19 protein-coding genes are annotated in these 23,484 nt (G+C 68.7%); 13 read left to right on the top strand and 6 right to left on the bottom strand.

Annotated elements, in window-relative coordinates:
* The first annotated feature begins 221 nt into the window (after positions 1-221).
* The 6 genes from CEK66_RS15055 to CEK66_RS15030 all read left to right on the top strand — a co-directional run bounded on the left by CEK66_RS15055 (position 222) and on the right by CEK66_RS15030 (position 7,369).
* On the top strand, positions 222-611 hold the full coding sequence (locus CEK66_RS15055; RefSeq protein ID WP_017910488.1) for a GntR family transcriptional regulator: 390 nt from the start codon (positions 222-224) through the stop codon (positions 609-611).
* 7 nt (positions 612-618) lie between these two features.
* Positions 619-1,518 carry an ABC transporter ATP-binding protein gene (locus CEK66_RS15050; protein ID WP_152237443.1) on the top strand — a complete coding sequence of 300 codons (900 nt, stop codon included), beginning with the start codon at positions 619-621 and terminating at the stop codon, positions 1,516-1,518.
* The gene (locus CEK66_RS15045) at positions 1,515-2,888 is read left to right on the top strand and encodes a hypothetical protein (RefSeq protein ID WP_152237442.1); all 1,374 of its coding nucleotides are present in this window, start codon (positions 1,515-1,517) and stop codon (positions 2,886-2,888) included. Before CEK66_RS15050 ends, CEK66_RS15045 begins: the two co-directional genes overlap by 4 nt.
* Positions 2,889-2,964: 76 nt before the next feature.
* Complete coding sequence (locus CEK66_RS15040) at positions 2,965-4,569, top strand: peptide chain release factor 3 (protein ID WP_152237441.1); 1,605 nt, start codon at positions 2,965-2,967, stop codon at positions 4,567-4,569.
* 109 nt (positions 4,570-4,678) lie between these two features.
* Positions 4,679-5,350 (top strand): hemolysin III family protein, encoded by a 672-nt coding sequence (locus CEK66_RS15035; RefSeq protein ID WP_017912941.1) that lies wholly within the window; start codon positions 4,679-4,681, stop codon positions 5,348-5,350.
* A 51-nt stretch (positions 5,351-5,401) separates the two neighbouring features.
* Entirely contained in the window at positions 5,402-7,369 is a 1,968-nt protein-coding gene (locus CEK66_RS15030) for an AsmA family protein (protein ID WP_152237440.1), read from the top strand.
* 151 nt (positions 7,370-7,520) lie between these two features.
* Here the strand turns inward: CEK66_RS15030 and CEK66_RS15025 are convergent, their stop codons facing one another.
* From CEK66_RS15025 to mtgA, 3 genes are all read right to left on the bottom strand, one after another.
* The gene (locus tag CEK66_RS15025) at positions 7,521-7,949 is read right to left on the bottom strand and encodes a CBS domain-containing protein (RefSeq protein ID WP_043090869.1); all 429 of its coding nucleotides are present in this window, start codon (positions 7,947-7,949) and stop codon (positions 7,521-7,523) included.
* Positions 7,909-8,931, bottom strand: a complete 1,023-nt coding sequence (locus tag CEK66_RS15020; protein WP_148827664.1) for a glycosyltransferase family 2 protein — start codon at positions 8,929-8,931, stop codon at positions 7,909-7,911. Before CEK66_RS15020 ends, CEK66_RS15025 begins: the two co-directional genes overlap by 41 nt.
* 189 nt (positions 8,932-9,120) lie before the next feature.
* The gene (gene mtgA, locus CEK66_RS15015; RefSeq protein ID WP_152237444.1) at positions 9,121-9,864 is read right to left on the bottom strand and encodes a monofunctional biosynthetic peptidoglycan transglycosylase; all 744 of its coding nucleotides are present in this window, start codon (positions 9,862-9,864) and stop codon (positions 9,121-9,123) included.
* Between the two features lie 81 nt (positions 9,865-9,945).
* On the opposite strand from mtgA, the gene CEK66_RS15010 reads away from it, so the two are divergent.
* The 3 genes from CEK66_RS15010 (at position 9,946) to CEK66_RS15000 (ending at position 14,915) form a co-directional block, all read left to right on the top strand.
* Positions 9,946-10,839 (top strand): Hsp33 family molecular chaperone HslO, encoded by an 894-nt coding sequence (locus CEK66_RS15010; RefSeq protein ID WP_026143742.1) that lies wholly within the window; start codon positions 9,946-9,948, stop codon positions 10,837-10,839.
* A 115-nt stretch (positions 10,840-10,954) separates the two neighbouring features.
* The gene (locus tag CEK66_RS15005) at positions 10,955-11,815 is read left to right on the top strand and encodes a hypothetical protein (RefSeq protein WP_148827644.1); all 861 of its coding nucleotides are present in this window, start codon (positions 10,955-10,957) and stop codon (positions 11,813-11,815) included.
* A gap of 220 nt (positions 11,816-12,035) precedes the next feature.
* Positions 12,036-14,915, top strand: coding sequence for a TonB-dependent receptor (locus tag CEK66_RS15000; protein WP_152237439.1), 2,880 nt, complete (start codon positions 12,036-12,038; stop codon positions 14,913-14,915).
* Positions 14,916-15,038: 123 nt separating this feature from the next.
* Here CEK66_RS15000 and CEK66_RS14995 read toward each other — a convergent pair whose 3' ends face one another.
* Positions 15,039-15,650: a TetR/AcrR family transcriptional regulator gene (locus CEK66_RS14995; RefSeq protein WP_017910473.1), complete on the bottom strand. Its 612-nt coding sequence runs from the start codon at positions 15,648-15,650 to the stop codon at positions 15,039-15,041.
* 139 nt (positions 15,651-15,789) lie between these two features.
* On the opposite strand from CEK66_RS14995, the gene CEK66_RS14990 reads away from it, so the two are divergent.
* From CEK66_RS14990 to CEK66_RS14980, 3 genes are all read left to right on the top strand, one after another.
* The gene (locus CEK66_RS14990) at positions 15,790-16,710 is read left to right on the top strand and encodes an alpha/beta hydrolase (protein ID WP_152237438.1); all 921 of its coding nucleotides are present in this window, start codon (positions 15,790-15,792) and stop codon (positions 16,708-16,710) included.
* Complete coding sequence (locus CEK66_RS14985; protein WP_152237437.1) at positions 16,707-19,193, top strand: acyl-CoA dehydrogenase; 2,487 nt, start codon at positions 16,707-16,709, stop codon at positions 19,191-19,193. The genes CEK66_RS14990 and CEK66_RS14985 overlap by 4 nt, the downstream gene beginning before the upstream one ends.
* A 68-nt stretch (positions 19,194-19,261) precedes the next feature.
* Positions 19,262-19,744, top strand: a complete 483-nt coding sequence (locus tag CEK66_RS14980) for a hotdog fold domain-containing protein (RefSeq protein ID WP_152237436.1) — start codon at positions 19,262-19,264, stop codon at positions 19,742-19,744.
* Between the two features lie 49 nt (positions 19,745-19,793).
* Here CEK66_RS14980 and CEK66_RS14975 read toward each other — a convergent pair whose 3' ends face one another.
* Together CEK66_RS14975 and CEK66_RS14970 are read right to left on the bottom strand one after the other, a co-directional pair.
* A complete protein-coding gene (locus tag CEK66_RS14975; RefSeq protein WP_152237435.1) occupies positions 19,794-20,147 on the bottom strand; it encodes a DUF1304 domain-containing protein in 354 nt (117 codons plus the stop codon).
* An 82-nt stretch (positions 20,148-20,229) separates the two neighbouring features.
* Positions 20,230-21,576, bottom strand: a complete 1,347-nt coding sequence (locus CEK66_RS14970; protein WP_043091861.1) for an MFS transporter — start codon at positions 21,574-21,576, stop codon at positions 20,230-20,232.
* Positions 21,577-21,785: 209 nt separating this feature from the next.
* Between CEK66_RS14970 and CEK66_RS14965 the strand changes: the two genes are divergently transcribed.
* Entirely contained in the window at positions 21,786-23,384 is a 1,599-nt protein-coding gene (locus CEK66_RS14965; protein ID WP_152237434.1) for a choline dehydrogenase, read from the top strand.
* Positions 23,385-23,484: the final 100 nt, after the last annotated feature.

Genomic DNA, 23,484 nt, shown 5'->3' with positions numbered 1-23,484 from the left:
CCGCCTCGGCTCGCCCGACAACCCCGGCCTGAGACGCGGCCCGCACCGTCTTTTCGCCGTCCAGCCCACCCGAGTCCTGCGCCTGGAATCGGGCCCGTTCCGGAGGCCCGGCCCGCTGGGCGAATTGCTCTTCGCCCACCCCGCCCCACCCTGAGCGCGCCGCCTGCCGTTCGTCGGCAAACGCATTGACATCCGCCAAGTGTATTGATGTATTAATACACATGGATGCAACCCACCTCCACGTGCAACCCAGCGCCCCCGAGCCGATCTACCGGCAGATCGCCGAGCAGATCCGCCGCTTGGTCGCCGCCGGGCAACTGCGCCCGGGCGACGGCCTGCCCTCGGTGCGCGAGGTCGCCGCGGTCCACGCGGTGAACCCGATGACGGTCTCGCGCGCCTACAGCCAGCTCGAAGCCGAGGGCGTGCTGGAACGCCTGCGCGGCCGCGGCATGGCGGTGGCCGCGACCGCCGCCGCACCGCAACGGCAGCGCCTGGAGTTGATCGAACCCCGGCTACAGGAACTGGTCCGGCATTGCCGCGAACTGGGCCTGCCGGCGCCTCCCGTGATCGAACGTCTTGAACAGTTGTTTGGAGAACCTGGCGATGAATAGCGTGGCGATGCAAAGCGCAATCCAGACCGATCTGGACATGGACCTGCCGCTGGCGGCGCACGACCTGCACCTGGCGTTCGGTGCCAGCGACGTGCTGCGGGGCGTGGGCCTGCAGATCGGGCGCGGCGAGGTCGTCGGGCTGATCGGCCGCAACGGCACCGGCAAGAGCACACTGTTGGCCTGCCTGCTCGGCCTGCTGCAGCCGCAGCGCGGCCAGGCGCGCGTATTCGGCGGTCCGGCGCTGCGCCTGGACGACGCGCGCAAGGCGCGCATCGGCTTCGTGCCCCAGCAGCCCCAGGCCTTCGGCTGGATGCGCGTGACGGAACTGCTCGCCTTCGCCGCGCAGCTCTATCCGCACTGGGACCCGCAGCGCGCCGACACGCTGCTGCAGCGCTGGGAACTGGACCGCCGCCAGCGCATCGACACGCTTTCGCCCGGCCAGGCCCAGCGTCTGGCCCTGGTGCGGGCGCTGGCGGCGCGGCCGGCGCTACTGGTGCTCGACGAACCGGCCTCGGCGCTGGATCCGGTCGCGCGCCGCGACCTGATGCGCGAGATCGTCACCGAAACCTGCGATGCCGGTACCACCGTGCTGTTCTCCAGCCACATCGTCAGCGACCTGGAACGTGTGGCCTCGCGCGTGGCCTTCCTGCACCAGGGCCGGCTGCTGCTGGACCAGCCGCTGGACGAACTCAAGGACAGCGTGTTGCGACTCACGCTGCCGTCGGCCGCCGCCGCGCTGCTCGGCGACGCCGTGCTGCGCGGCGAACTCGCACGGCGCCGCAGCGCCGACGGCGGCACCGCCGTACTGCTGCACGCCAGCGAACCGCCTTCCGCCCTGCTCGGCGTGCCCGGTCTGCGCATCGACCGGCTCGGCCTGGAGGACCTGTTCATCGAGGTGGCGGGATGAAGCGCCTGCTCGCCGATCTGCGCCTGCTGTACGCGGCATCGGGCAGGACCCGATGGGTCTACCCCTGGGTGATCGCCGCGGCATTGGCCCTGACGTGGGTCGACAATCCACCATCGCCGCTGGTGCTGACCTGTCCCATCGTGCTGCTGCTCTGGGCACGACTCGGCGCACGCTTGCTGAGCCTGCTCGAGCAGGCGCATCGTCTGCGCCTTCCGGGGCTGCGCAAGCGCTTCGCGCGCCTGTTCGCACTGGCGGTGGCCGGCACCGTGCTGGTGCCGGTCCTGCTGTACGTGCCGCGCGGCAGCGATCCCAGCCTGACGGCACCGACGCTGCTGCTGTGCGCGTCCGGCGGGCTGCTGCTGGCGACAGCGCCAGCGTGGTCCAGTACCGCACTGCTGTGCCTGCCGCCCCTCGGCTTCATGCTGCACTACTGGGTCGGCGTGCCATTGGACGCGTACCCGCGCAGCACCATGCTGGCCATCGCTGCAGCGTGCGTCGCGGGCGCGACGTGGGCGTACCGCCGCGCCAGCACGCCTCGGCCCGTCGCGCTCGCTCCCTGGCTGCGTCCGCTGTGGATGAACCTGCAGCCGCGCCTGCCCGGCGATGGCGCGATCAGGCAGGTGGTCGCATCGCAAACCGGGCGCCGTGGGTGGATGCAAGGCATCGCGCGCCCCAGCGTTCCCTCAGGCCTGCACGGCGCACCGGAACGCGCCATGCGCTTCGCACTCGGTCCAGGTTTCGCTCCCGGCAGCGCGGCCGGCACCGCGCTGGCCGTCCTCGTCATGCCGTCGCTGGTGTTGCTGTGGACGCTGCTGCTGGTGGGCACGCAATCGCCGACGCTGCCGCTGATCCTCGCCAACGTCATGGCCAACCTGTCCAGCGCGAAGTTCCTGCAACGACTGTGGCTGTGGCGCAAGCACGGCAACCTCGGCCTGATGGAAAGCGCCCTGCTGCCCGGCCTGGGCGCACCCGGGCAGATCGGCACGCTGTTCAACCAAGTGGTGCTGAAATGCGCGATCGCGGCGATGCTGCCGTGGCTGGGCCTGTCCTGGCTGCTCGGGCTGCTCAGACACGCCCCGACCGCCTACTACCCACTGACGGTGTCGATCACCCTGACCGGGACCCTGCTTGCCAGCACCATCCTGCTGGCCTGCCTGCGCTGGCCGCGCAGCGTGTTGGCGCTGGTCGTGGCGCACTGCGCACTGACGCTGCTGGGCGCCATCAGCATCGGCCAGGTCGGCCTGCCCGGCGCGGTGGCACCGCACTGGCTGGCACCAGCCTGGAGCCTGCTGCTGCTCGGCATGGTCATCGTCTACAACCTGGTGGCACGCCAATCCAGCAAGCGCCCGCACCCCTGGCTGCTCAACTGAACGGCCGCCGCGGGAAGCCCGCTATAATCGGCGGCTTCCTCCGTTGCCGATGACGCCCCTTGCGGGCGTGCCGCCCATGTCCGAAGTCGCCACCGAAGCTGCGCGCCGCCGCACCTTCGCCATCATTTCCCATCCCGACGCCGGCAAGACCACGCTGACCGAAAAGCTGCTGCTGTTCGGCGGGGCGATCCAGATGGCCGGCTCGGTGAAGGGCCGCAAGGCCGCCCGCCACGCCACCTCGGACTGGATGGCGCTGGAAAAGGAGCGCGGCATCTCGGTGACCTCGTCGGTGATGCAGTTCCCGTACGAAGGCAAGATCATCAACCTGCTCGACACCCCCGGCCACGCCGACTTCGGCGAGGACACCTACCGCGTGCTCACCGCGGTGGACTCGGCGTTGATGGTGATCGACGTTGCCAAGGGCGTGGAAGAGCGCACCATCAAGCTGATGGAGGTGTGCCGGCTGCGCGACACGCCGATCATGACCTTCATCAACAAGCTCGACCGCGAGGGCAAGGATCCGATCGACCTGCTCGACGAGGTCGAGACCGTGCTCGGCATCGAATGCGCGCCGGTGACCTGGCCGATCGGCATGGGCCAGCGCCTCAAGGGCGTGGTGCACCTGGTGACCGGCGAAGTGCACCTGTACGAGCCCGGCCGCAACTTCACCCGCCAGGACTCGACCATCTTCCCGTCGCTGGACGCGCCCGGCCTGGCCGAGAAGATCGGCGCACAGATGCTGGCCGACCTGCGCGAGGAACTGGAACTGGTGCAGGGCGCCAGCCACGCCTTCGACCTGGACGCCTACCGCGCCGGCAAGCAGACCCCGGTGTTCTTCGGCTCCGGCGTCAACAACTTCGGCGTGCAGCCGCTGCTGGACTTCTTCGCCGAGCACGCGCCGCCGCCGCAGCCGCGCGCCACCACCGGCCGCCAGGTGCAGGCCGGCGAGGACAAGCTGACCGGCTTCGTGTTCAAGATCCAGGCCAACATGGATCCGCAGCATCGCGACCGCGTCGCGTTCATGCGCATCTGTTCGGGCCGCTTCGCCGCCGGCATGAAGACCCTGCACGTGCGCACCGGCAAGGAGGTCAAGCTGGCCAACGCACTGACCTTCATGGCCAGCGACCGCGAGATCGCCGCCGAGGCCTATCCCGGCGACGTCATCGGCATCCACAACCACGGCACCATCTCCATCGGCGACACCTTCACCGAAGGCGAGTCGCTGTCGTTCACCGGCATTCCCAACTTCGCCCCGGAACTGTTCCGCCGCGCGCGCCTGCGCGACCCGCTCAAGCTCAAGCAGTTGCAGAAGGGCCTGGCGCAGCTGTCCGAGGAAGGCGCCACCCAGTTCTTCCGCCCGCTGATGAGCAACGACCTGATCCTCGGTGCGGTCGGCACGCTGCAGTTCGACGTGGTCGCCTACCGGCTCAAAGACGAGTACGGCGTGGACGCCAGCTTCGAACCGGTGGGCGTGGTCACCGCGCGCTGGGTGCACTGCGACAACCCCAAGAAGCTGGAAGAGTTCCGCGAGAAGAACGCGATGAACCTCGGCATCGACGCCGCCGGCGAACTGGTCTACCTGGCGCCGACCCGGGTCAACCTGCAACTGGCGCAGGAACGCGCGCCGGACGTGCGCTTCGCCGCCACGCGCGAACACGCGCACAGCGTGGCGGTGGAATGACCGCCATGTGACCGCGGGCGTGCGCCGGCTGAGCGCACGCCCAACCGGCGGCGCGGTGTTGCGCCGCAGCGGATGCGAACCGCTCGCAATTGCGGTACCGTGCGGGCCCATGGATGCAGACCGGTCGCCCGCCTACTCGAACGCCGACGCGCAGCCTTCCACGGACTGGCGCGACGAACTGGCCAGCGCCCTGACCCACGGCCTCGGCGCCATCGCCGCGCTGGCCGGCGGCTCGGTGCTGATCACCCTGGCCGCCATCTACGGCGACGGCTGGCAGCTCGCCACCGCCATCGTGTTCAGCGTCACCTTGCTGCTGCTGTATGTGGCCTCGACGCTGTACCACGCCATCCCGCATCCCGGCGCCAAGGCGCGCCTGCAGATCTTCGACCACTGCGCGATCTACCTGCTGATCGCCGGCACCTACACCCCGTTCACCCTGATCGGCCTGCGCGGCCCGTGGGGCTGGGGCCTGTTCGCGGCGATCTGGACCATCGCCGTGGCCGGGGTGATCTTCAAGCTGTTCTTCACTGGTCGCTTCCGCCTGCTGTCGACCATCCTGTACATCGCGATGGGCTGGCTGATCGTGGTGGCGATCGAACCGCTGCTACGCTCCGTCGACGCCTGGACCCTGGGCTGGCTGCTGGCCGGCGGTCTGTTCTACACCCTCGGCACCTACTTCTACCAGCGCGACACCGTGCGCTACTTCCACGCCATCTGGCATCTGTTCGTCCTCGCCGGCAGCGTCTGCCACTTCGTGGCGGTGACCGGTCAGGTGCTCTGAGGCGGCGATCGCTTTCGCACCCCGTGCACGGCGGCTGCCTAGGATGGCCGCATGGCTCGCGACCCCGTTTCCGCATCCGGCGCACGCCGCCGCTCCTGGCCCTGGCGGCGCAACGACGGCCGCCTGCGGCGCTGGCCGTTCGTGCTCGGCGCGCTGGTGCTGCTCCTGCTGGTCATCATCCTGATCTTCGACTGGAACTGGTTCAAGGCGCCAGTGGAACGCGCGGTGCAGGCGCGCACCGGCCGCGCCTTCCATATCGACGGCAACCTCGACGTGGACCTGGGACGCATCGTCACCGTGCGCGGCGATGGCCTGCGCTTCGCCAATGCCGACTGGTCGAAGCAGGCGCAGATGGCCAGCGCCGACCGCGCCGAACTGGATATCGCGCTGTGGCCGCTGCTGCGCGGCCGCCTGCGCATCCCCGAGATCCGCCTGACTAAGCCCGATCTGCTGCTGGAAACCGGACCGAACGGACAGCCAGGCAATTGGGTGCTCGGCCAGTCCGACGGCGGCCATCCGGTCGTGCTCGGCGCCCTGCTGGTACAACAGGGACATCTGCGCTTCCAGGATCCGGCCGGGCGCACCGAGATCGACATCGCCGTCGACAGCCAGGTCGGGCAGCGCCGCCGTGGCGATGCCGCCCCGCCGATCGCAGTCAGCGGCGACGGCCGCTGGCGCGGCAATCCCTTCACCCTGAAAGGCAGTACCGCCTCGCCGCTGGAACTGAGCGAGAGCGACCATCCGTTCCGCGTCGACCTGCGTGGCAGCGCCGGCGGCACCCGCGCGCACATGCGCGGCACCCTGACCAATCCGTTCCAGTTGCGCGTGTTCGACCTGCAACTGCAACTGGCCGGCACCGACATGGCCCATCTGTATCCGCTGCTGGGCATCGCCATCCCCTCCACCCCGCCCTATCAGTTGGACGGACGCCTGCAGCGCGACGGCGATCGCTGGCGCTACCAGGACTTCCGCGGCCGCGCCGGCGACAGCGACCTGGCCGGCACGGTGCAGATCGACACTGCGGGCCAGCGCCCGTTCCTGCGCGCCGACCTGCGTTCGCAGCGGCTGGATTTCGACGACCTGGCCGGTTTCGTCGGCGCGCCGCCGCGCACCGGCGCCGGCGAGACCGCCAATGCCGAGCAGAAGGCGCAGGCGGCCAAGCTCGCCGCCACCGACAAGGTGCTGCCGTCCACCCCATACGACCTCGGCAAGCTGCGCGCGATGGATGCCGACGTGCGCTGGAAGGCGCAGCGCATCAATGCGCCGTCGCTGCCGCTGGACGACATGGATGCGCATCTGAAGCTCGACGACGGCGTGCTGCTGCTGCAACCGCTGAACTTCGGCGTGGCCGGCGGCGACCTGCGCTCGGACATCCGCATGGATGCACGCAAGCCCACGCTGTTCACCCGCGCGCAGGTGTCGATCCGCGGCGTGCAGCTGGGCAAGCTGTTCCCCGACGGCAAACTGGCCAAGGAAGCGGCGGGCGCGATCGGCGGCGAGATCGCGTTGGCCGGCAGCGGCAACTCGATCGCGCAGATGCTCGGCAGCGCCGACGGCAGCGTCGCCGTCGGCATGGGCAAGGGCCGCATCAGCAATCTGGTGATGGAGCTGGCCGGCCTGGATATCGCCGAATCGCTGAAGTATCTGGTGACCAAGGACCGCGAGATCCCGGTACGCTGTGCGTTCGGCGACTTCGGCGTGCAGCACGGAGTGATGACCTCGCGCGGCCTGGCCTTCGACAGCACCGACACCCTGCTGGTCGGCAGCGGCACCATCGACCTGGGCCAGGAACGCCTGGACCTGCTGCTGAAGGCGCAACCCAAGGACCACAGCATCCTCGCCCTGCGCTCGCCGCTGCGCGTCGGCGGCACCTTCAAGGACCCCAGCTTCCGCCCCGACCTCAAGGCCCTGGGCCTGCGCGGCGCGATCGCTGTCGCCCTGGGCAGCATCGCCCCGCCAGCGGCGCTGCTGGCCACCATCGAGACCGGGCCGGGCAAGGATATTCAGTGCGGCCGTTGAAGCCGGGAGTGGGGAATCGGGGATAGGGAATCGCGAGAGCAAAAGCGCGTTCCGCGTATCGATCTTGTCAGGCGACGATGCACGGATGGCTGCAGGGGATCGTTGCTTTTGACTTCCTATTCCCGATTCCCCACTCCCGATTCCCAGCCCCTCAGCTCCTGATGTATTCCTGCAACTGATCCAGCTCCTCGCGCTGCTCTTCGATCACCGCCTTGACCAGGTCGCCGATCGAGATCACGCCGATCACGGTGCCGGCGTCCACCACCGGCAGGTGGCGGATGCGTTGCCCGGTCATCAGTTCCATGCACTGCTGCACGCTCTGCGACGGGTCCACGGTGTGCACCCTGCTGCTCATGATGTCGCGCACCGGCGTGGTCGCCGAGGAGCGGTCCTGCAGGACCACCTTGCGTGCGTAATCGCGCTCGGACAGGATCCCGGACAGCTGTCCGTCCTGCAGCACCAGCACCGCGCCGATGCCCTTGGCGGCCATCAGCCGCAGCGCCTCGATCACCGCCGTGTCCGGCGCGACCGCGTGGATCTCATTGCCCTTTTCGCTCAAGACCTGCCGTACCGTCCGCATCGCTGCCTCCCGGTTCGCTGGATCGCACGGCCGAGCATACTCCTTCGCCCGGCGCACGCCAGGTCTCCACCAGGTACAGCGGTCGCTGTTTGGATTCCTCGTACAGCCGGCCCAGGTATTCGCCGATCAGGCCCAGCGCGATCAGTTGCACGCCGCCCAGGAACAGGATGACCGCCATCATCGTCGGCCAGCCGGCCACCGGGTCGCCCCACAGCGCCGCCTTGACCACCACCCAGATCGCGAACAGGAAGGCGCCGACGGCGGTCGCCAGCCCGAGATAGGTGGCCACCCGCAACGGCGCGGTGGAGAAGCCGGTGATGCCGTCCAGGGCGAAGTTCCACAACCGCCACAGGCTGAACTTGCTGCGCCCGGCCAGCCGCGGCGCACGCCGGTACGGCACCGCCAGGCGGCGGAAACCGATCCAGCCGAACAGGCCCTTCATGAAGCGGTGGCGCTCGCGCAACTGCCGCAGCGCGGCCAGCGCGCGCGGCGACAGCAGGCGGAAATCGCCGGTATCGGCGGGGATCGGCGTCTTCGACAGGCGCCCGATCACCCGGTAGAACAGCGCCGCGGTGCCGCGCTTGAGCCAGCCCTCGCCTTCGCGCACCAGGCGCGTACCGTAGATATCGTCGTAGCCGGCGCGCCAATGCGCGACGAACTGTCCGATCAGTTCCGGCGGATCCTGTCCATCGGCGTCCAGCAGCATCGCCGCGCCGCGATCGACGCAGTCCAGACCGGCGGTCAGCGCCAGTTCCTTGCCGAAATTGCGCGACAGACGCAGCGCGCCGACCCGCGGATCGGACGCGGCCAGCGTCTGGATCGTCTCCCAGGTCGCATCGCGGCTGCCGTCGTCGACGTACAGCACCCGCCCCTCCAATCCCGGCACGGCGTCGAGCGCAGCGACGATGCGCGGGTGCAACAGCGGCAGGGTCTGCGCCTCGTTGAACGCAGTGACGACGACGGTAAGACGTTCGGATTCCATCGGCGGATGGTACGGAGCCGCCTGCGGGTTCACCAGCGGCGCGCGGCGCCTGACGAACTCCTCCCTTCTCCCACTGGGAGAAGGTGTCACGAAGGGGCGGATGAGGGTACGGGTACCGCCGAGCCCAATTCGCGCGCGCCGCCGTACCCTCACCCCAACCCCTCTCCCGGTGGGAGAGGGGCTTCAAGCCTATGGCGCCTGCAGGTAGGCGGGCCCGCCGAGTTGCCGGGTCTGGCGCTGGATCCAGTTGGCGCGTCCCTGCACGTACGGGCCGGGACGCGCGACGTTGTAGCGCTGCGGCGCCGGCAGCACCGCCGCCAGCAGCGCGCTCTGCGCCGGCGTCAGCTGCGCCGCGTCCTTGTTCCAGAAGCTGCGCGCCGCCGCCTGTGCGCCATACACGCCGTCGCCGAACTCGGCGACGTTGGCGTACACCTCCAGAATGCGCTGCTTCGACCACAGCGCCTCGATCAGCACCGTGTACCAGGCCTCCAGGCCCTTGCGCAACCAACTGCGGCCTTGCCACAGGAACACGTTCTTGGCGACCTGCTGGCTGATGGTGCTGGCGCCGCGCAGACGGCCGCCGCGCGCGTTGTGGTCGCGCGCCTTCTCGATCGCATCCAGATCGAAACCGTGATGGCTTGGGAAGCGCTGGTCCTCCGCGGCGACCAGGGAGATCGGCAGGCTCGGCGCGATCTGCGCGGTGTCGCGCCAGTCGTACGCGATGCGGTACGACCAGTCGCCACTGGCCCAGGCGCCAAGCTGGTGCTCCAGCATCATCGCCGAGAACGGCGGGTCGACGAAGCGCAGCAGCAACACCTGCGACACGCTCGCCAGCACGAACAGCAACGGCGCCAGCAGCAGCCAGCGCCGCCAGCGCCTGGCCCGTGGACGCGCCGGAAGGGCGCCACTTGCATCGCGGCGCCCCGCCCCCATTCCTATGCTTTCTTCGATCTGGTCCACCGTGACGATCCACTCTCGTGCGGTCGCCATCTTCCCATGCGCAGCGAGGCCGCAATGCATTCTTCCGACGATCGTCTGACCCGCTTCCTGCTCCCCGGCGCCGGCGTGCGCGGCGTGCACGTGCGCCTGCACGACACCTGGCGCGAGATCCTGGCGCCGGCCAGCTATCCCGCCGCGGCCACCGAACTGCTGGGCGAGGCCTGCGTCGCCGCGGCCCTGTTCACCGGCCATACCAAGGTCGACGGGCGCCTGTCGGTGCAGTTGCGCAGCCAGGGCGCGCTGCGCACCCTGTTCGCCGAGTGCACCGCCGCCGGCACGCTGCGCGGCATCGTCCAGCTGGGCGAAGGCCAGGACGCGCCGCGCGACCTGCGCGTGCTCGGCGACGATGCCCTGCTGGCGATCACCATCGAGAACCCCGGCCTGGACCCGCGCGAACCGCAGCGCTACCAGAGTCTGGTGGCGATGTCCTCGGCCGAGCTGGACGAAGCCTTCGAGGACTACTTCCGCCAGTCCGAGCAGTTGCCGACGCGGCTGATCCTGGCCGCCGACGGTACGCACGCCGCCGGCCTGCTGCTGCAGAAGCTGCCGGGCGACGCCGGCGACGAGGACGGCTGGAACCGCGCCGGCGCGCTGTTCGAGACCGTCGGCGAGGCCGAACTGCTGGCCACGCCGGCCGAAACCCTGCTGCACCGGCTGTTCCACGAGGAGACCCCGGAACTGCTCGGCGACCGCCCGCTGCGCTTCGGCTGCTCGTGCTCGCGCGAGCGGGTCGCGGCGATGCTGCGCTCGCTCGGCGAGGAAGAAGCGCGGGCGGCGGCCGAGGCGACCGGCCAAGTTGAGATCCGCTGCGAGTTCTGCGGCCGCCACTATGACTTCCCCTTGACGGAATTCGGAGTATTGTTTGCCGTAACGCAGGCTGAACCGACGTCCTCGGAGCGCTTGCACTAGCTGAAACGCGCGTCGCGACCGGGGAGTCCGACTTGTTAAAGAAACATAAACCCTCTAGCATCGACCACCCTGTCCGGCGGGAACTTTCGTGCCCGCCCCAAGTCTCAGATTGCTGATGCGACCCTTCCTGCGCCTACCGCTCGCCCTGCTGATCGCCCTTGCGGCGAGCACGGGCGCGCACGCGCAGAGCAAGCCTGCCACTGGTCACGACCGCACCGTGCTGCCGGTCTGGAACAAGGGCAGCGGCAAGGTCGAGGCGCTGCTGTACCTGGAGCCCACCGGCGAACAGGCGGTCGGCGCGCGCTGGCATTTCGGCCGCAACTCCCTGGATGCCGCGTTCGGCCTGTCCTCCGGCGACTCGCTGGGCCTGCTGTGCAACAGTGCCAGCGGCGGCAGCATCAGCGGCTTGGCCAGCCACTGCATGCTGGCCAGCCTGGGCGACGACGACGGCACCACCGGCCACCATGTCGCCGCCACCACCACTTTCAACCGCCCCGGCGGGCGCCTGTCGCTGTCGGCGGGCACCGGCCGCGAGAACCTCCCCGCCTGGCTGGCCGGCGCCAACAAGACGCCGTCTATGCGGATGGAGCAGAACGACCTGACCGTCTTCGCGCAGCAGAACATCGGCCGCGAGGGCTTCGTCTCGATCGGCGGCACCTACGCCAAGGCGCGCCTGGTGCCGATCGCCGACGCCACCCCGGCCATGCTCGACCGCTGGGACAGCAAGAGCCTGAGCATCGGCGGCGGCTACGGCTCGTTCAGCGCCAACGTGATCGGCCGTGTCGTCGACGCCCCCGGCCAACCCGGCAAGTGGACCGGCCTGGGCGTGGGCCTGACCTGGCGGACCCCATGGAGCGGCCAGCTGACCGTGGGCGCCGAGAACGTCATCACCCGCGGCAAGAACCCGTTCTCGCCGAACAACATCAGCACCGAAGAGGGGACCATCCCCTACGTGCGCTACGAGCAGGATCTGTAGCGACCACTTGCGGCAAGCGCCGCCTCATCACACCGCATTTTGTGATGGATACGTGATTTTTACTCCAATTCACGTCAAAACACCGCTTTGTTAACGGGACTTTAATTCTTCCTCCGACCGGGATACCATCCAGGCACCCTGAAGGGATTTGGAATCGCACTTTCGATTCCGCCCACAGGCAACCATGGGCTTTACCCAATCTCATTCGGAGAGATAACTAATGAATTGCAAGACCAACAAACTGCGCGATGCAGTGGTGCTCGCGCTGGTCGTGGGCGCTGGCGGCAGCACTGGCGCAGCCTTCGCTCAGGATGCGAGCACCAGCGGCGCCACCAACCTGGATCGCATCGAAGTCACCGGTTCGCGCATCCGTTCGGTGGACGTCGAGACCGCCCAGCCGGTCTTCACCGTATCCTCTGAGGAGATCAAGAAGTCCGGCCTGGTGAGCGTCGGCGACATCCTGCAGAACCTCACCGTCTCCGGCACCCAGACGTTCAGCAAGGCAGCGGTGCTGACCTCGAACGCGGAACAGGGCGGCCAGTACGTCAACCTGTACAACCTGGGCGAGCAGCGCACCCTGGTACTGGTGAACGGCAAGCGTTGGACCTCCAGCCTGGCCGGCTACACCGACCTGTCGACCATCCCCAGCGCCCTGATCGATCGCATCGAAGTGCTGAAGGACGGCGCCTCGGCGATCTACGGCTCCGACGCCGTTGCCGGCGTGGTCAACATCATCCTGCGCAAGAATTTCGAAGGTGCCGAAGCCTCGGCGCTGTTCGGCCAGAACGGCCGCGGCGACGGCCAGAAGCAGTCGTACTCGATCACCCTGGGCGCCAGCGGCGACCACTCCTCGCTCGTGTTCGGCGCCAGCTACACCAAGGAAGATCCGGTGTTCGCGAAGGACCGCGAGTTGACCCGCACCACCTTTGGGCCGAACCACCCGCTGGACGGCTTGAGCGCCACCGGCCCGTGGGGCCGCTTCAACTACAACGGCAGCACCTACGTCCTCAACCACACCGGTTCGTGGGACGGCAACGGCGTCGGCGCCGATTCGCGCAACCTCGCCAACTACCACAACGGCCTGACCACCGACGATCGCTTCAACGTCACCCAGCAGATGATGCTGGCGCAGGGCAATGAGACCAAGTCGGTCTTCACCTCCGGCAGCTTCGATCTCAACGAGAACATCACCTTCAAGTCGACGGCGATGTACTCCGAGCGTGACTCCACGCGCCAGGTCGGCGGTTATCCGCTGAGCGCGACCTCGCAGCGCACCTTCCCGGTCTCCATCAGCGGCCAGAGCTACTACAACCCGGTCGGCCAGGACATCACCTCGTGGTTCCGTCGCATCACGGAAATCCCGCGCGTCTCTGAAAACAACGTCAAGAGCTTCCACTTCGACGCCGCCCTAGAAGGCGCGTTCAATGTCGGCACCCATGGCTGGAACTGGGACGTCGGCATGAACTACAACAAGTACGACGTCACCCAGATCGGCACCGGCAACATCAACCTGCTGGCGCTGCAGAAGGCCCTGGGACCGTCGTTCCTGAACGCCCAGGGCGTCGTCCAGTGCGGTACCGCGGCCAACCCGATCGCGCTGGGCACCAGCCTGGCAGCCGGGCAGTGCACGCCATTCAACATCCTCGGGGGCCCGTCCGCGTCCACCGCCGACGCGCTGAAGTACATCAGCACCCTCGGCCAGGCCACCCAGCAGAGCGTGAGCAAGCAGTACTTCGCCAACATTACCGGCGGCCTGTTCGACATGCCGGGTTCGGCAGGCGAATTCGCGTTCGCGGCAGGCGTCGAGCACCGCGAAGTCAGCGGCTACGATTACCCGGACCAGCTCTCCAGCGCGGGTTACACCACCGACCTGGCCGCCGCGCCGACCACGGGCAAGTACAAGACCAACGAAGCCTACCTGGAATTGATGATTCCGGTCCTGAAGGACGTTCCGTTCGCCAAGGAACTCTCGTTCGACGTGGCGAGCCGTTATTCGGACTACGACCGGTTCGGCAACACCACCAACAGCAAGTTCAGCCTGACCTGGAAGCCGGTCGAGGATCTGCTGGTGCGTGGCACGTACGGCAAGGGTTTCCGCGCCCCGACCCTGGACGACACCTTCGGCGGCGGCTCGCAGTCCTTCGATCCCTTCACCGACCCGTGCGATGCGCGCTTCGGCCAGCTGTCCACGCCCGCCGTGGCAGCGCGCTGCGCCTCGGAAGGCCTCTCGACGAACTTCCGCCAGACCGACAACGCCGGCAGGCCGGTCAGCGCACGCGAAACGCAGAGCAACTCCGCGTTCCAGGCCGGGGTGGGCAACGCAACGCTGCAGCCGGAATACAGCAAGACCCGCACGGTCGGCCTGGTCTTCAGCCCGCACTGGGTGCAGGGCCTGGACTTCTCGCTCGACTGGTACAAGATCAGCATCTCCAACGTGATCACCGCGGTCAGCGCAACCTATGTGCTGAACCAGTGCTACAACGGCGTCACCTCGTTCTGTAACTACACCCGCGATGCTGCCACCGGCCAGGTGGTCAGCCTGAGCCGCGGCAACACCAACCTGGGCGCGTTGGAAACCGAAGGCTACAACTTCGTCGCGAACTATCGCCTGCCGGAATTCGCGGTCGGCCAGTTCTCGCTGCGACTGGACAGCAACTACCTGGTTGCGTTCCGGCAGCAGAGCGACAAGGGCAGCCCCTGGAACGACTACGCGGGCTACTGGAACTACCCGCGCGTTCGGGCCACGCTCGGCGTGAACTGGGTCAAGGGCGACCTGTCGGCCAGCTGGAACCTGCGCTACTACGGCGGCTACCGCGACTACTGCCAGTACGCCGAAGAGTGCAACGAGCCCGACTACCAGACCCCCAACGCCGGCTGGGGCGGTGGCGTGGGTGCCAACAAGAAGGGCGCCATCACCTATCAGGACGTCTCGATGACCTGGTCGGCCCCCTGGAACGGCGCGGTCACCGTGGGTGCTCGCAACGTGTGGAACAAGCAGCCGCCGATCACCTACTCGCTGACCAACAACAGCTCCTCGTCCATCGATCCGATGCTGGACTACGACCGTTACCTGTTCATGCAATACACCCAGCGGTTCTGATGCCGACGGATGTTCCGGTAACAAGAACGGCCCCGAAAGGGGCCGTTTTTTATGCGCCAGTTTTTTTATGCGATCACCAGGTATGCGTCAGCATTCACTGCCGACGGCGCCACTGCACAGGGATCAGCCGGGAATCAAGGTCACGATGACGTGTTCGACGTAGGCCTCGAAGTCCTCGCGCGCCTGCTTGGGCTGGTGCAATTGCAGCGACAGCTGCAGGAAGCCGACGTAGGCGGCATAGGCCAGGCGTGCGCGATGTTGCGCATCGGTCCGGCTGAGCCCGGCCTGGCGGAACGAGGCGATCAGATACTCCATGCGCCGCTGCGAGACCCGGTCGATCACCGGCCGCACCGCGGGATGATCGAGCGCCTTCAGCAACTCGCTGTAGATGATGTGCGGCTTGACCTCGTGCGCGACCAGTTGGAACAGCGCGCGCAGCCGCGTGCGCGGATCCGGCACCTCTTCCAGGCTGCCGAACACCTGCTGCTGCTCGACCAGTTCCCAGCGCTCCAGCGCGGCCTGCAGCAGCGCATCGCGCGAGGGGAAATGCCAGTAGAAGCTGCCCTTGGTGACGCCCAGGCGCCGCGCCAGCGGCTCCACCGCCACCGCGCTGACGCCCTGTTCGGCGATCAGGTCCAGGGCGGCCTGCGCCCAGTCTTCGGCGCTGAGCCGGTTGTTACGGCCACCGCCAGAAGCGGCGCCGTCGTCGGAGGAGGGAGCGGGCGCGGTATTCATCCGTGGATTTAACCATACGGGGACGTCGGTTGCAGTATGTGGCCTTCACGAAGGCGGCGCAAATGCCCGGCAGCATTGGCTTTTCGCACCCATACTGCATCGTATTGACATGCCGCGCAGAGCAACCATACTATCTCGTATGGTTTCCGCTTCCGCCACCGTCCCGCATGCCGCCTCGGCTACCCTCTCGGGTGCCGGCGAGCTGGCGCTGGCCGCGACCGTCACCGGTCCCGGCGAAGCGGGATCGGTGCTGTTCGCGCATGGCTTCGGCCAGACCCGGCATGCCTGGTCGGCGACCGCCACGGCGCTGCAGGCGCATGGGTACCGTAGCGTCGCCTACGACGCGCGCGGCCATGGCGACTCCGCACGCAACCCGGCGGACCTGCCCTATCGCGGCGAGCAGTTCACCGACGACCTGATCGTGGTCGCCGGCGAGATGTCGCCGCCACCGGTGCTGGTCGCCGCCTCGATGGGCGGGCTGTTCGGGCTGATCGCCGAATCGCGCTGGCCGGGCCTGTTCCGCGCGATGGTGCTGGTGGACATCACCCCGCGCTGGCAGCCGGCCGGGGTCGAACGCATCCTCGCTTTCATGACCGCGCATCCGCAGGGCTTCGCCAGCCTGGACGAGGCCGGCGACGCGATCGCCGCCTACCTGCCGCAGCGCGCGCGCAAGTCGCCCGAAGCGCTGCGCAGCGTCCTGCGGCAACACGCCGACGGCCGCTGGTACTGGCACTGGGACCCGCGCCTGGTCGAGGAGCTGGCGCGCGACAGCGACCAGCACCAGGGCGCGATCGCGCAGGCCGCCGCACACGTGCAGTGCCCACTGCTGCTGATCAGCGGCGGCCGCAGCGATCTGGTCACGCCACAGACCATCGAAGAGTTCCTGTCGCTGGTGCCGCATGCGCAGCATGCGCATCTGCCCGAAGCCACGCATATGCTGGCCGGCGACGACAACGCCGCATTTACCGCCACTGTGTTGCACTACCTGGACGCCCTGCCACCGGCCTGCGCCGGCGCATCGTCCGCCGTCACCGAGTACCTCCCCGGAGCACGCCCATGAGCATCATTGCCCCCTTCCTCGTGTTGTTGCTGGCCGGCGCGTTCGCCGCCTATCACCGCATGCGGCTCGCCGTCTGGGCCGCGTTGAGCGCCACGCTGCTGGTCGCGTGCTGGCTGCTCGGCGCCAACCACGTCGCCACCATCGTCGCGGCCGTCGTGCTGGCGGTGGTCGCGATGCCGCTGCTGTTGCCGTTCGTGCGCAAGCCGCTGCTCACCGCGCCGATGCTGAAGGTGTTCCGCAAGGTGCTGCCGCCGCTGTCGCAGACCGAGCGCATCGCTCTGGAAACCGGCTCGGTCGGCTTCGAAGGCGAGCTGTTCACCGGCGACCCGGACTGGCAGAAGCTGCTGAACTATCCCAAGCCGCAGCTGACCGCCGAAGAGCAGGCCTTCCTCGATGGCCCGGTCGAAGAACTGTGCCGGATGACCAACGACTGGGAAATCACCCACGTCCACGCCGACCTGCCGCCGGAGATCTGGAGCTTCATCAAGAAGAACAAGTTCTTCGGCATGATCATTCCGAAGGAATACGGCGGCCTGGGCTTCTCCGCGCTGGCCCACCACAAGGTGATCCAGAAGATCGCCTCGGTCTCCAGCGTGGTCAGTTCCACCGTCGGCGTGCCCAACTCGCTGGGCCCGGGCGAACTGCTGTTGCATTACGGCTCCAAGGAGCAGAAGGACTACTACCTGCCGCGTCTGGCGGTGGGCCAGGAAGTGCCCTGCTTCGGCCTGACCGGTCCGTTCGCCGGCTCCGATGCCACCTCGATCCCCGACTACGGCATCGTCTGCAAGGGCGAGTGGAACGGCGCCAACGTGCTCGGCGTCAAGCTGACCTTCGACAAGCGCTACATCACCCTGGCCCCGGTGGCGACCCTGGTCGGCCTGGCGTTCCGCATGTACGACCCGGAAGGCCTGATCGGCGACACCAAGGACATCGGCATCACCCTGGCGTTGCTGCCGCGCGAGACCCCGGGGGTCGAGATCGGCCGCCGCCACTTCCCGCTGAACTCGCCGTTCCAGAACGGCCCGATCCATGGCCGCGAAGTGTTCATCCCGCTGAGCCAGTTGATCGGCGGCGTGGAAATGGTCGGCAAGGGTTGGAACATGCTCAACGAGTGCCTGGCCGTCGGCCGCTCGATCACCCTGCCCTCCACCGCCAGCGGCGGCGCCAAGTTCGGCGCGGTCGTCACCGGCGCGTATGCGCGCATCCGCAAGCAGTTCGGCCTGTCGGTCGGCCGCTTCGAAGGCGTGGAAGAGGCGCTGGCGCGGATCGGCGGCAAGGCCTATGCGATAAGCGCGCTGTCGCAGGCCACCGCCGCGGCGGTGGACCGCGGCGACGTGCCGTCGGTGCCGTCGGCGATCGCCAAGTACCACTGCACCACGATGAGCCGCGAGGTCATCAGCGACGTGATGGACGTGGTCGGCGGCAAGGGCATCATCCTCGGCCCGCGCAACTTCGCCGGCCGCAGCTGGCAGGCCGCGCCGATCGCGATCACTGTGGAAGGCGCCAACATCATGACCCGCAGCCTGCTGATCTTCGGCCAGGGCGCGATCCTGTGCCATCCGTGGGTGATGAAGGAGATGAAGGCCGCCGGCAATCCGGATCAAAAGGCCGGCGTCGACGAGTTCGACCGCAACCTGTTCGGCCACATCGGCTTCGCCATCTCCAACGCGGTGCGTTCGCTGTGGTTCGGCCTGACCGCCGCGCGCATCGGCGCCGCGCCGGGCGATGCCTACACCCGCCGCTACTTCCGCAAGCTGGACCGCTACTCGGCGAACCTGGCGCTGATGGCCGACGTGTCGATGCTGATGCTCGGCGGCAAGCTGAAGTTCAAGGAGTCGCTGTCCGGGCGCCTGGGCGACGTGCTGAGCCACATCTACATGACCAGCGCCATGCTCAAGCGTTACCACGACGACGGCGCGCCGGCCACCGACCAGCCGCTGCTGGCCTGGGCCTTCCACGACAGCGTGCACAAGATCGAGCTGGCGCTGTCGGCGGCGCTGCGCAACTTCCCGATCCGTCCGGTCGGCTGGCTGATGTGGGCGCTGATCTTCCCCTGGGGCCGCCGCGCCGAAGCGCCGGGCGACCGCCTGGGCCACCGCGTCGCCGCGCTGCTGATGACGCCGAACGAAGCCCGCGATCGCCTGGGCCAGGGCGTGTTCCTGACCCCGTGCGAGAACAACCCCGGCGGCCGCATCGCCAGCTACCTGACCAAGGCGGTGCTGGCCGAGCCGGTGGAGCGCAAGTTCCTGAAGGCGCTCAAGAGCAAGGGCATCGAATCGCTGGACTTCGCCTCGCAGTTGGACGAGGCGGTGCGCCAAGGCGTGCTGTCGGCCGACGAGCGCCGTCAGCTGGAGGAGCTGCGCGAGATCACCATGGACACGATCAGCGTCGACGACTTCGACACCGACGAGCTGCGCTCTGCCAGCTACTACCAGCGTGCCGCGGCGGCGGCCGACGACGGGCATTCGCGCGAAGCGGCCTGATCGTCCTGGCCATGCGACACCCACGACGGCGGACTTCGGTCCGCCGTCGTGCGTTCGGGGGAACTGCAATGAGCCGACTGCTCTCGCTCTACCGCCGCATGCAAGGCTGGCCCGGGGGATCCTGGCTGTTCTCGCGTGCGGTGTGCTTCAAGGCGCCCTACTTCGCCAGCATCGCCCCGCGCATCACCGTCCTGGAGCCGGGCCGCTGCGAGGCGCGCATCGCGCACCGGCGGCGGGTCAGCAACCACATCGGCACGGTACACGCGATCGCCCTGTGCAACCTGGCGGAACTGGCCGGTGGAGTGATGGTCGACGCCAGCCTGCCGCCGTCGATGCGCTGGATCCCCAAGGGCATGCAGGTGGACTACCGCAGCAAGGCGGTGGGTCCGATGCAGGCGGTGGCCACGCCGGACGTGGCGATCGTCGCCGCCGAGCGTGGTTACGACCTGCCGGTCAGCGTGGAGATCCGCGATACGCACGAGCACGTGGTGTGCTTCGCGCGCATCGCCATGTGGGTGTCGCCACGCGTGCCGGCCACGGCCTCGCCCTGATCGCAGCGTCGCGTGTGCGGTGTGCGGTGTGCGGTGTGCGATACGCGGCTCAGTACGCCAGCAGCACGACCGCGATCGCCAGCGCTGCCGGCAGCGCCTGCACGAACACGATGCGGCGGCTGACGCTCCAGCCGCCGTACAGGCCGGCCACGACCACGCAGCCGAGGAAGAACAGCATCACGTCGACCCGCTGCGCGACCAGGCCCCAGGCCAGGCCGGCGGCGAGGAAGCCGTTGTAGAGCCCCTGATTGGCCGCCAGCACGCGCGTGGCCTGCGCCTTCTCCGGCGAATTGCGGAACACCTTCATGCCCAGCGGACGCGTCCACAGGACCATCTCCAGCACCAGGATGTACACGTGCAGCAGCGCGACCGCGCCGACCAGGATCGAAGCCAACAGGATCATCGTGCTATCCGGCACAGGAGACAGGGCGTCAGCATAGCCAGCGGCCCGATGGGCGGCCAGTCCCCCGCCACGCGGCGGCGGCTCAGCGCGTTGGCGGCGTGCGTTCCGGCGGCAGCTTGGCCGCCTCGCGCAGCAGCCGCCACGCGCCCAGGGTCATGCCGGAGGCGGCCAGCAGGCCCGCGACGAACACCACCTGCGAGCCGAACCCCGACAGCAGCTTGTACAACCACGCGAAGCTGAGGTCGCTGCCACGGTAGATCACCGTATCGATCGCCGCGCCGGCCTTGTAGCGCCATTCGCGGCCGACCCGGGTGTACAGGGTCTCGCGGGCCGGCTTGGCCAGGGAGAACTCGCCGGCGCGGGTCACCACCTGCACCACCGCCACCAGCATCGGCAGCGGCGACACCGCCAGCACCGAATAGCCGAGCAGGATCGCGCAGCCGGGGATCAGCAGCGCCGGCCCGATGCCGAAGCGCGACAGCAGCGCGCGGGTGACCAGCAACTGCAGCACCAGGGTCACTGCGTTCACCGCCAGGTCGATGTTCGCGTAGAAGGCGGTACTGGCCGCCGCATCGGTGTACAGGCGGCGCACGATCGCCGCCTGTTCGTTGTACAGCAGGGTGCCCACGCCCACGCCGAACACCGACATCAGCGCCAGCCAGCGCAGCAGCGGCTCGCGCGCGATCAGCTTCAGCCCGGCCAGCACGTCGCCGCCCATCGGCGCCTCGCCGCCGACCACGCCGCGCTCGCGTTCGCGGGCGACCGCCCACAGCCGCAGGCGCAGCAGGCACACCACGCTGACCACCAGGAAGCCGGCCGACACCAGCATCAGGTTGGCGATGCCGATGCGTTCGACCAGGCTGCTGGCGATCACCGGCCCCAGGAACGCGCCGAGCGTGCCGGCGGCGCCGATGTAGCCGTAGCAGGCGCGCGCTTCGGTGTTGCTGAAGACATCGGCCATGAAGCTCCAGAACACCGCCACCGCGAACAGGTTGAACACCGAAATCCACAGGAAGAAGGCCATGCCGCGCCCGGGCACGCCGCTGTCGAACAGCACGTAGAACAGCAGCAGCGTGGCGATGAAGAAGCCGTACACCACCGGCAGGAACACCCGCCGCGGATAGCGGCTGACCAGCGCCCCGTAGATCGGCTGCAGCAACAACATGATCAGGAAGGTGCAGGTGAACAGCACCTGCAGCGCGAATTCCTTCAGCGGCATGCCGTGCGCGGCGAAGAACGCGATCATCGCCGGCGGGAACACCGCGGCCACGTCGGCGGAGGCGCCCATCGCCTCGCGCACCGGCCGCAGCACGTAGTAGCCGCTGAGCAGCGAGAAGAAGTACAGGAATGCCCACGCCAGCGGCGGCGAATCGCGCAGGGCACCGCGCAGCCGCGCCAGCGCACCGGGGGCATGCGGGGTGGCGCTCATTGGCGACGGACCCTCGCGCAAGAACGGGACATGGCGATTTTCGGGGGGCGGAAAACGCGCACGGTAGCTGATGCACCGCAACACCGCCAGCGCGTGCGCGATCCACCGCCCGCGCCGTACGCGCATCGCGCGCGGCGAACGGCCGCGCCGAGCATATGCTCTATCCTCGGCGACTAGCGTCGGCGCCAGGAACTCAGGGGACACCGCGGGTGTACGACTACATCATCATCGGCGCAGGCTCGGCCGGCTGCGTGCTCGCCAACCGCCTGAGCGAGGACCGCGACTGCAAGGTGCTGCTGATCGAGGCCGGGCCGCGCGACCGCAATCCCTTCATCCACATGCCCGCGGGCCTGGCGCGCCTGGCCAGCAACCGCCGCATCAACTGGAACTACCTGACCGAGGCCGAGCCGGCCTTGAACGACCGCCGCCTGTGGTGGCCGCGCGGCAAGGTGCTGGGCGGCTCCAGCTCGATCAACGCGATGTGCTACGTGCGCGGCGTGCCCGCCGACTACGACGACTGGGCGGCCGACGGCGCCGACGGCTGGGACTGGCGCGGCGTGCTGCCCTACTTCCGCCGCAGCGAATGCAACAGCCGCGGTGGCGATGCGCTGCACGGCGGCGACGGCCCGCTGCACGTCTCCGACCTGCGCTACCACAACCCACTCTCGGACGTGTTCATCGCGGCCGCGCAGGAAGCGGGCTTCCCGCACAATCCCGATTTCAACGGCCCGCAGCAGCAAGGCGTGGGCCTGTACCAGGTCACCCAGAAGGACGGCGCACGCTGCTCGGCCGCGGTCGCCTACCTAGCGCCGGCGCGCGCGCGGGACAACCTGCAGGTGGTCACCGACGCGCTGGTGCTGCGCCTGCTGATCGAAGGCGGACGCGTGGTCGGCGTCGCCTATGCGCAGGACGGCCGCGAGGTGCAGGCGCGCGCCGCGCGCGAGGTGCTGCTCAGCGCCGGCGCGGTGAACTCGCCGCAGCTGCTGATGCTCTCGGGCATCGGCCCGGCCGATGCGCTGCGCCGCCACGGCATCGCGGTGCAGCTGGACCAGCCGCAGGTCGGTGCCAACCTGCAGGATCACCTGGACGTGTGCACGCTGTACCGCACCCGCCCGGGGATCAGCTACGACCGTCGCAACCAGGCCAAGATCGCCTTCGACTATTTCCTGCGTGGGCACCGCGGCGCCGGCAGCAGCAACATCGCCGAGGCCGGCGGCTTCATCCACTCGCCGTTGGCGCCGGACGCGCGCGCCGACATCCAGTTGCACTTCGTGCCGGCCATGCTCGACGACCACGGCCGCAACCGCCTGCCCGGCGACGGCTTCACCCTGCACGCCTGCCACCTGCAGCCGCGCAGCCGCGGCCGCATCGCGCTCAACGACGCCGACCCGCGCACGCCGGCGCGGATCCAGGCCAACTACCTGAGCGATCCCGACGGCTTCGACCTGCGCATGCTGGTGGAATGCGCGCGCCTGGCGCGGCACATCCTGCAGCAGCCGGCGTTCGATGCATGGCGCGGCGCGCCGCTGCTGCCGGCACGCGAGGACCTGGACGAGGCCGGGCTGATCGCCTTCATCCGCGCCAAGGCCGAAACCATCTATCACCCGATCGGCACCTGCCGGATGGGCAGCGATGCGCAGGCGGTGGTCGACCCGCAGCTGCGCCTGCGCGGTCTCGACGGCCTGCGCGTGGTCGACGCCTCGGTGATGCCGCGCCTGGTCAGCGGCAACACCAACGGCCCGACGATGATGATCGCCGAGCGTGCTGCGGATCTGATCCGTGGGCGGGCTGTGCTGCGGGAGGGGTGAGGCGGCGGCTGCGGGGGATGCGCGACGCTGCGCGGAGGGGCGAGCCCACGAGTATCGCGGCGGGCGATGCGCTGCTGGGCGACCGACCCTCACCCCAACC

It is taken from the genome of Xanthomonas sp. LMG 12460, from assembly GCF_009192895.1.
In the GTDB taxonomy this organism is placed as follows: Bacteria; Pseudomonadota; Gammaproteobacteria; order Xanthomonadales; family Xanthomonadaceae; genus Xanthomonas_A; species Xanthomonas_A sontii.
Note: the sequence above shows the minus strand (reverse complement) of the source record. Positions and strands in the feature narration are given on the sequence as shown.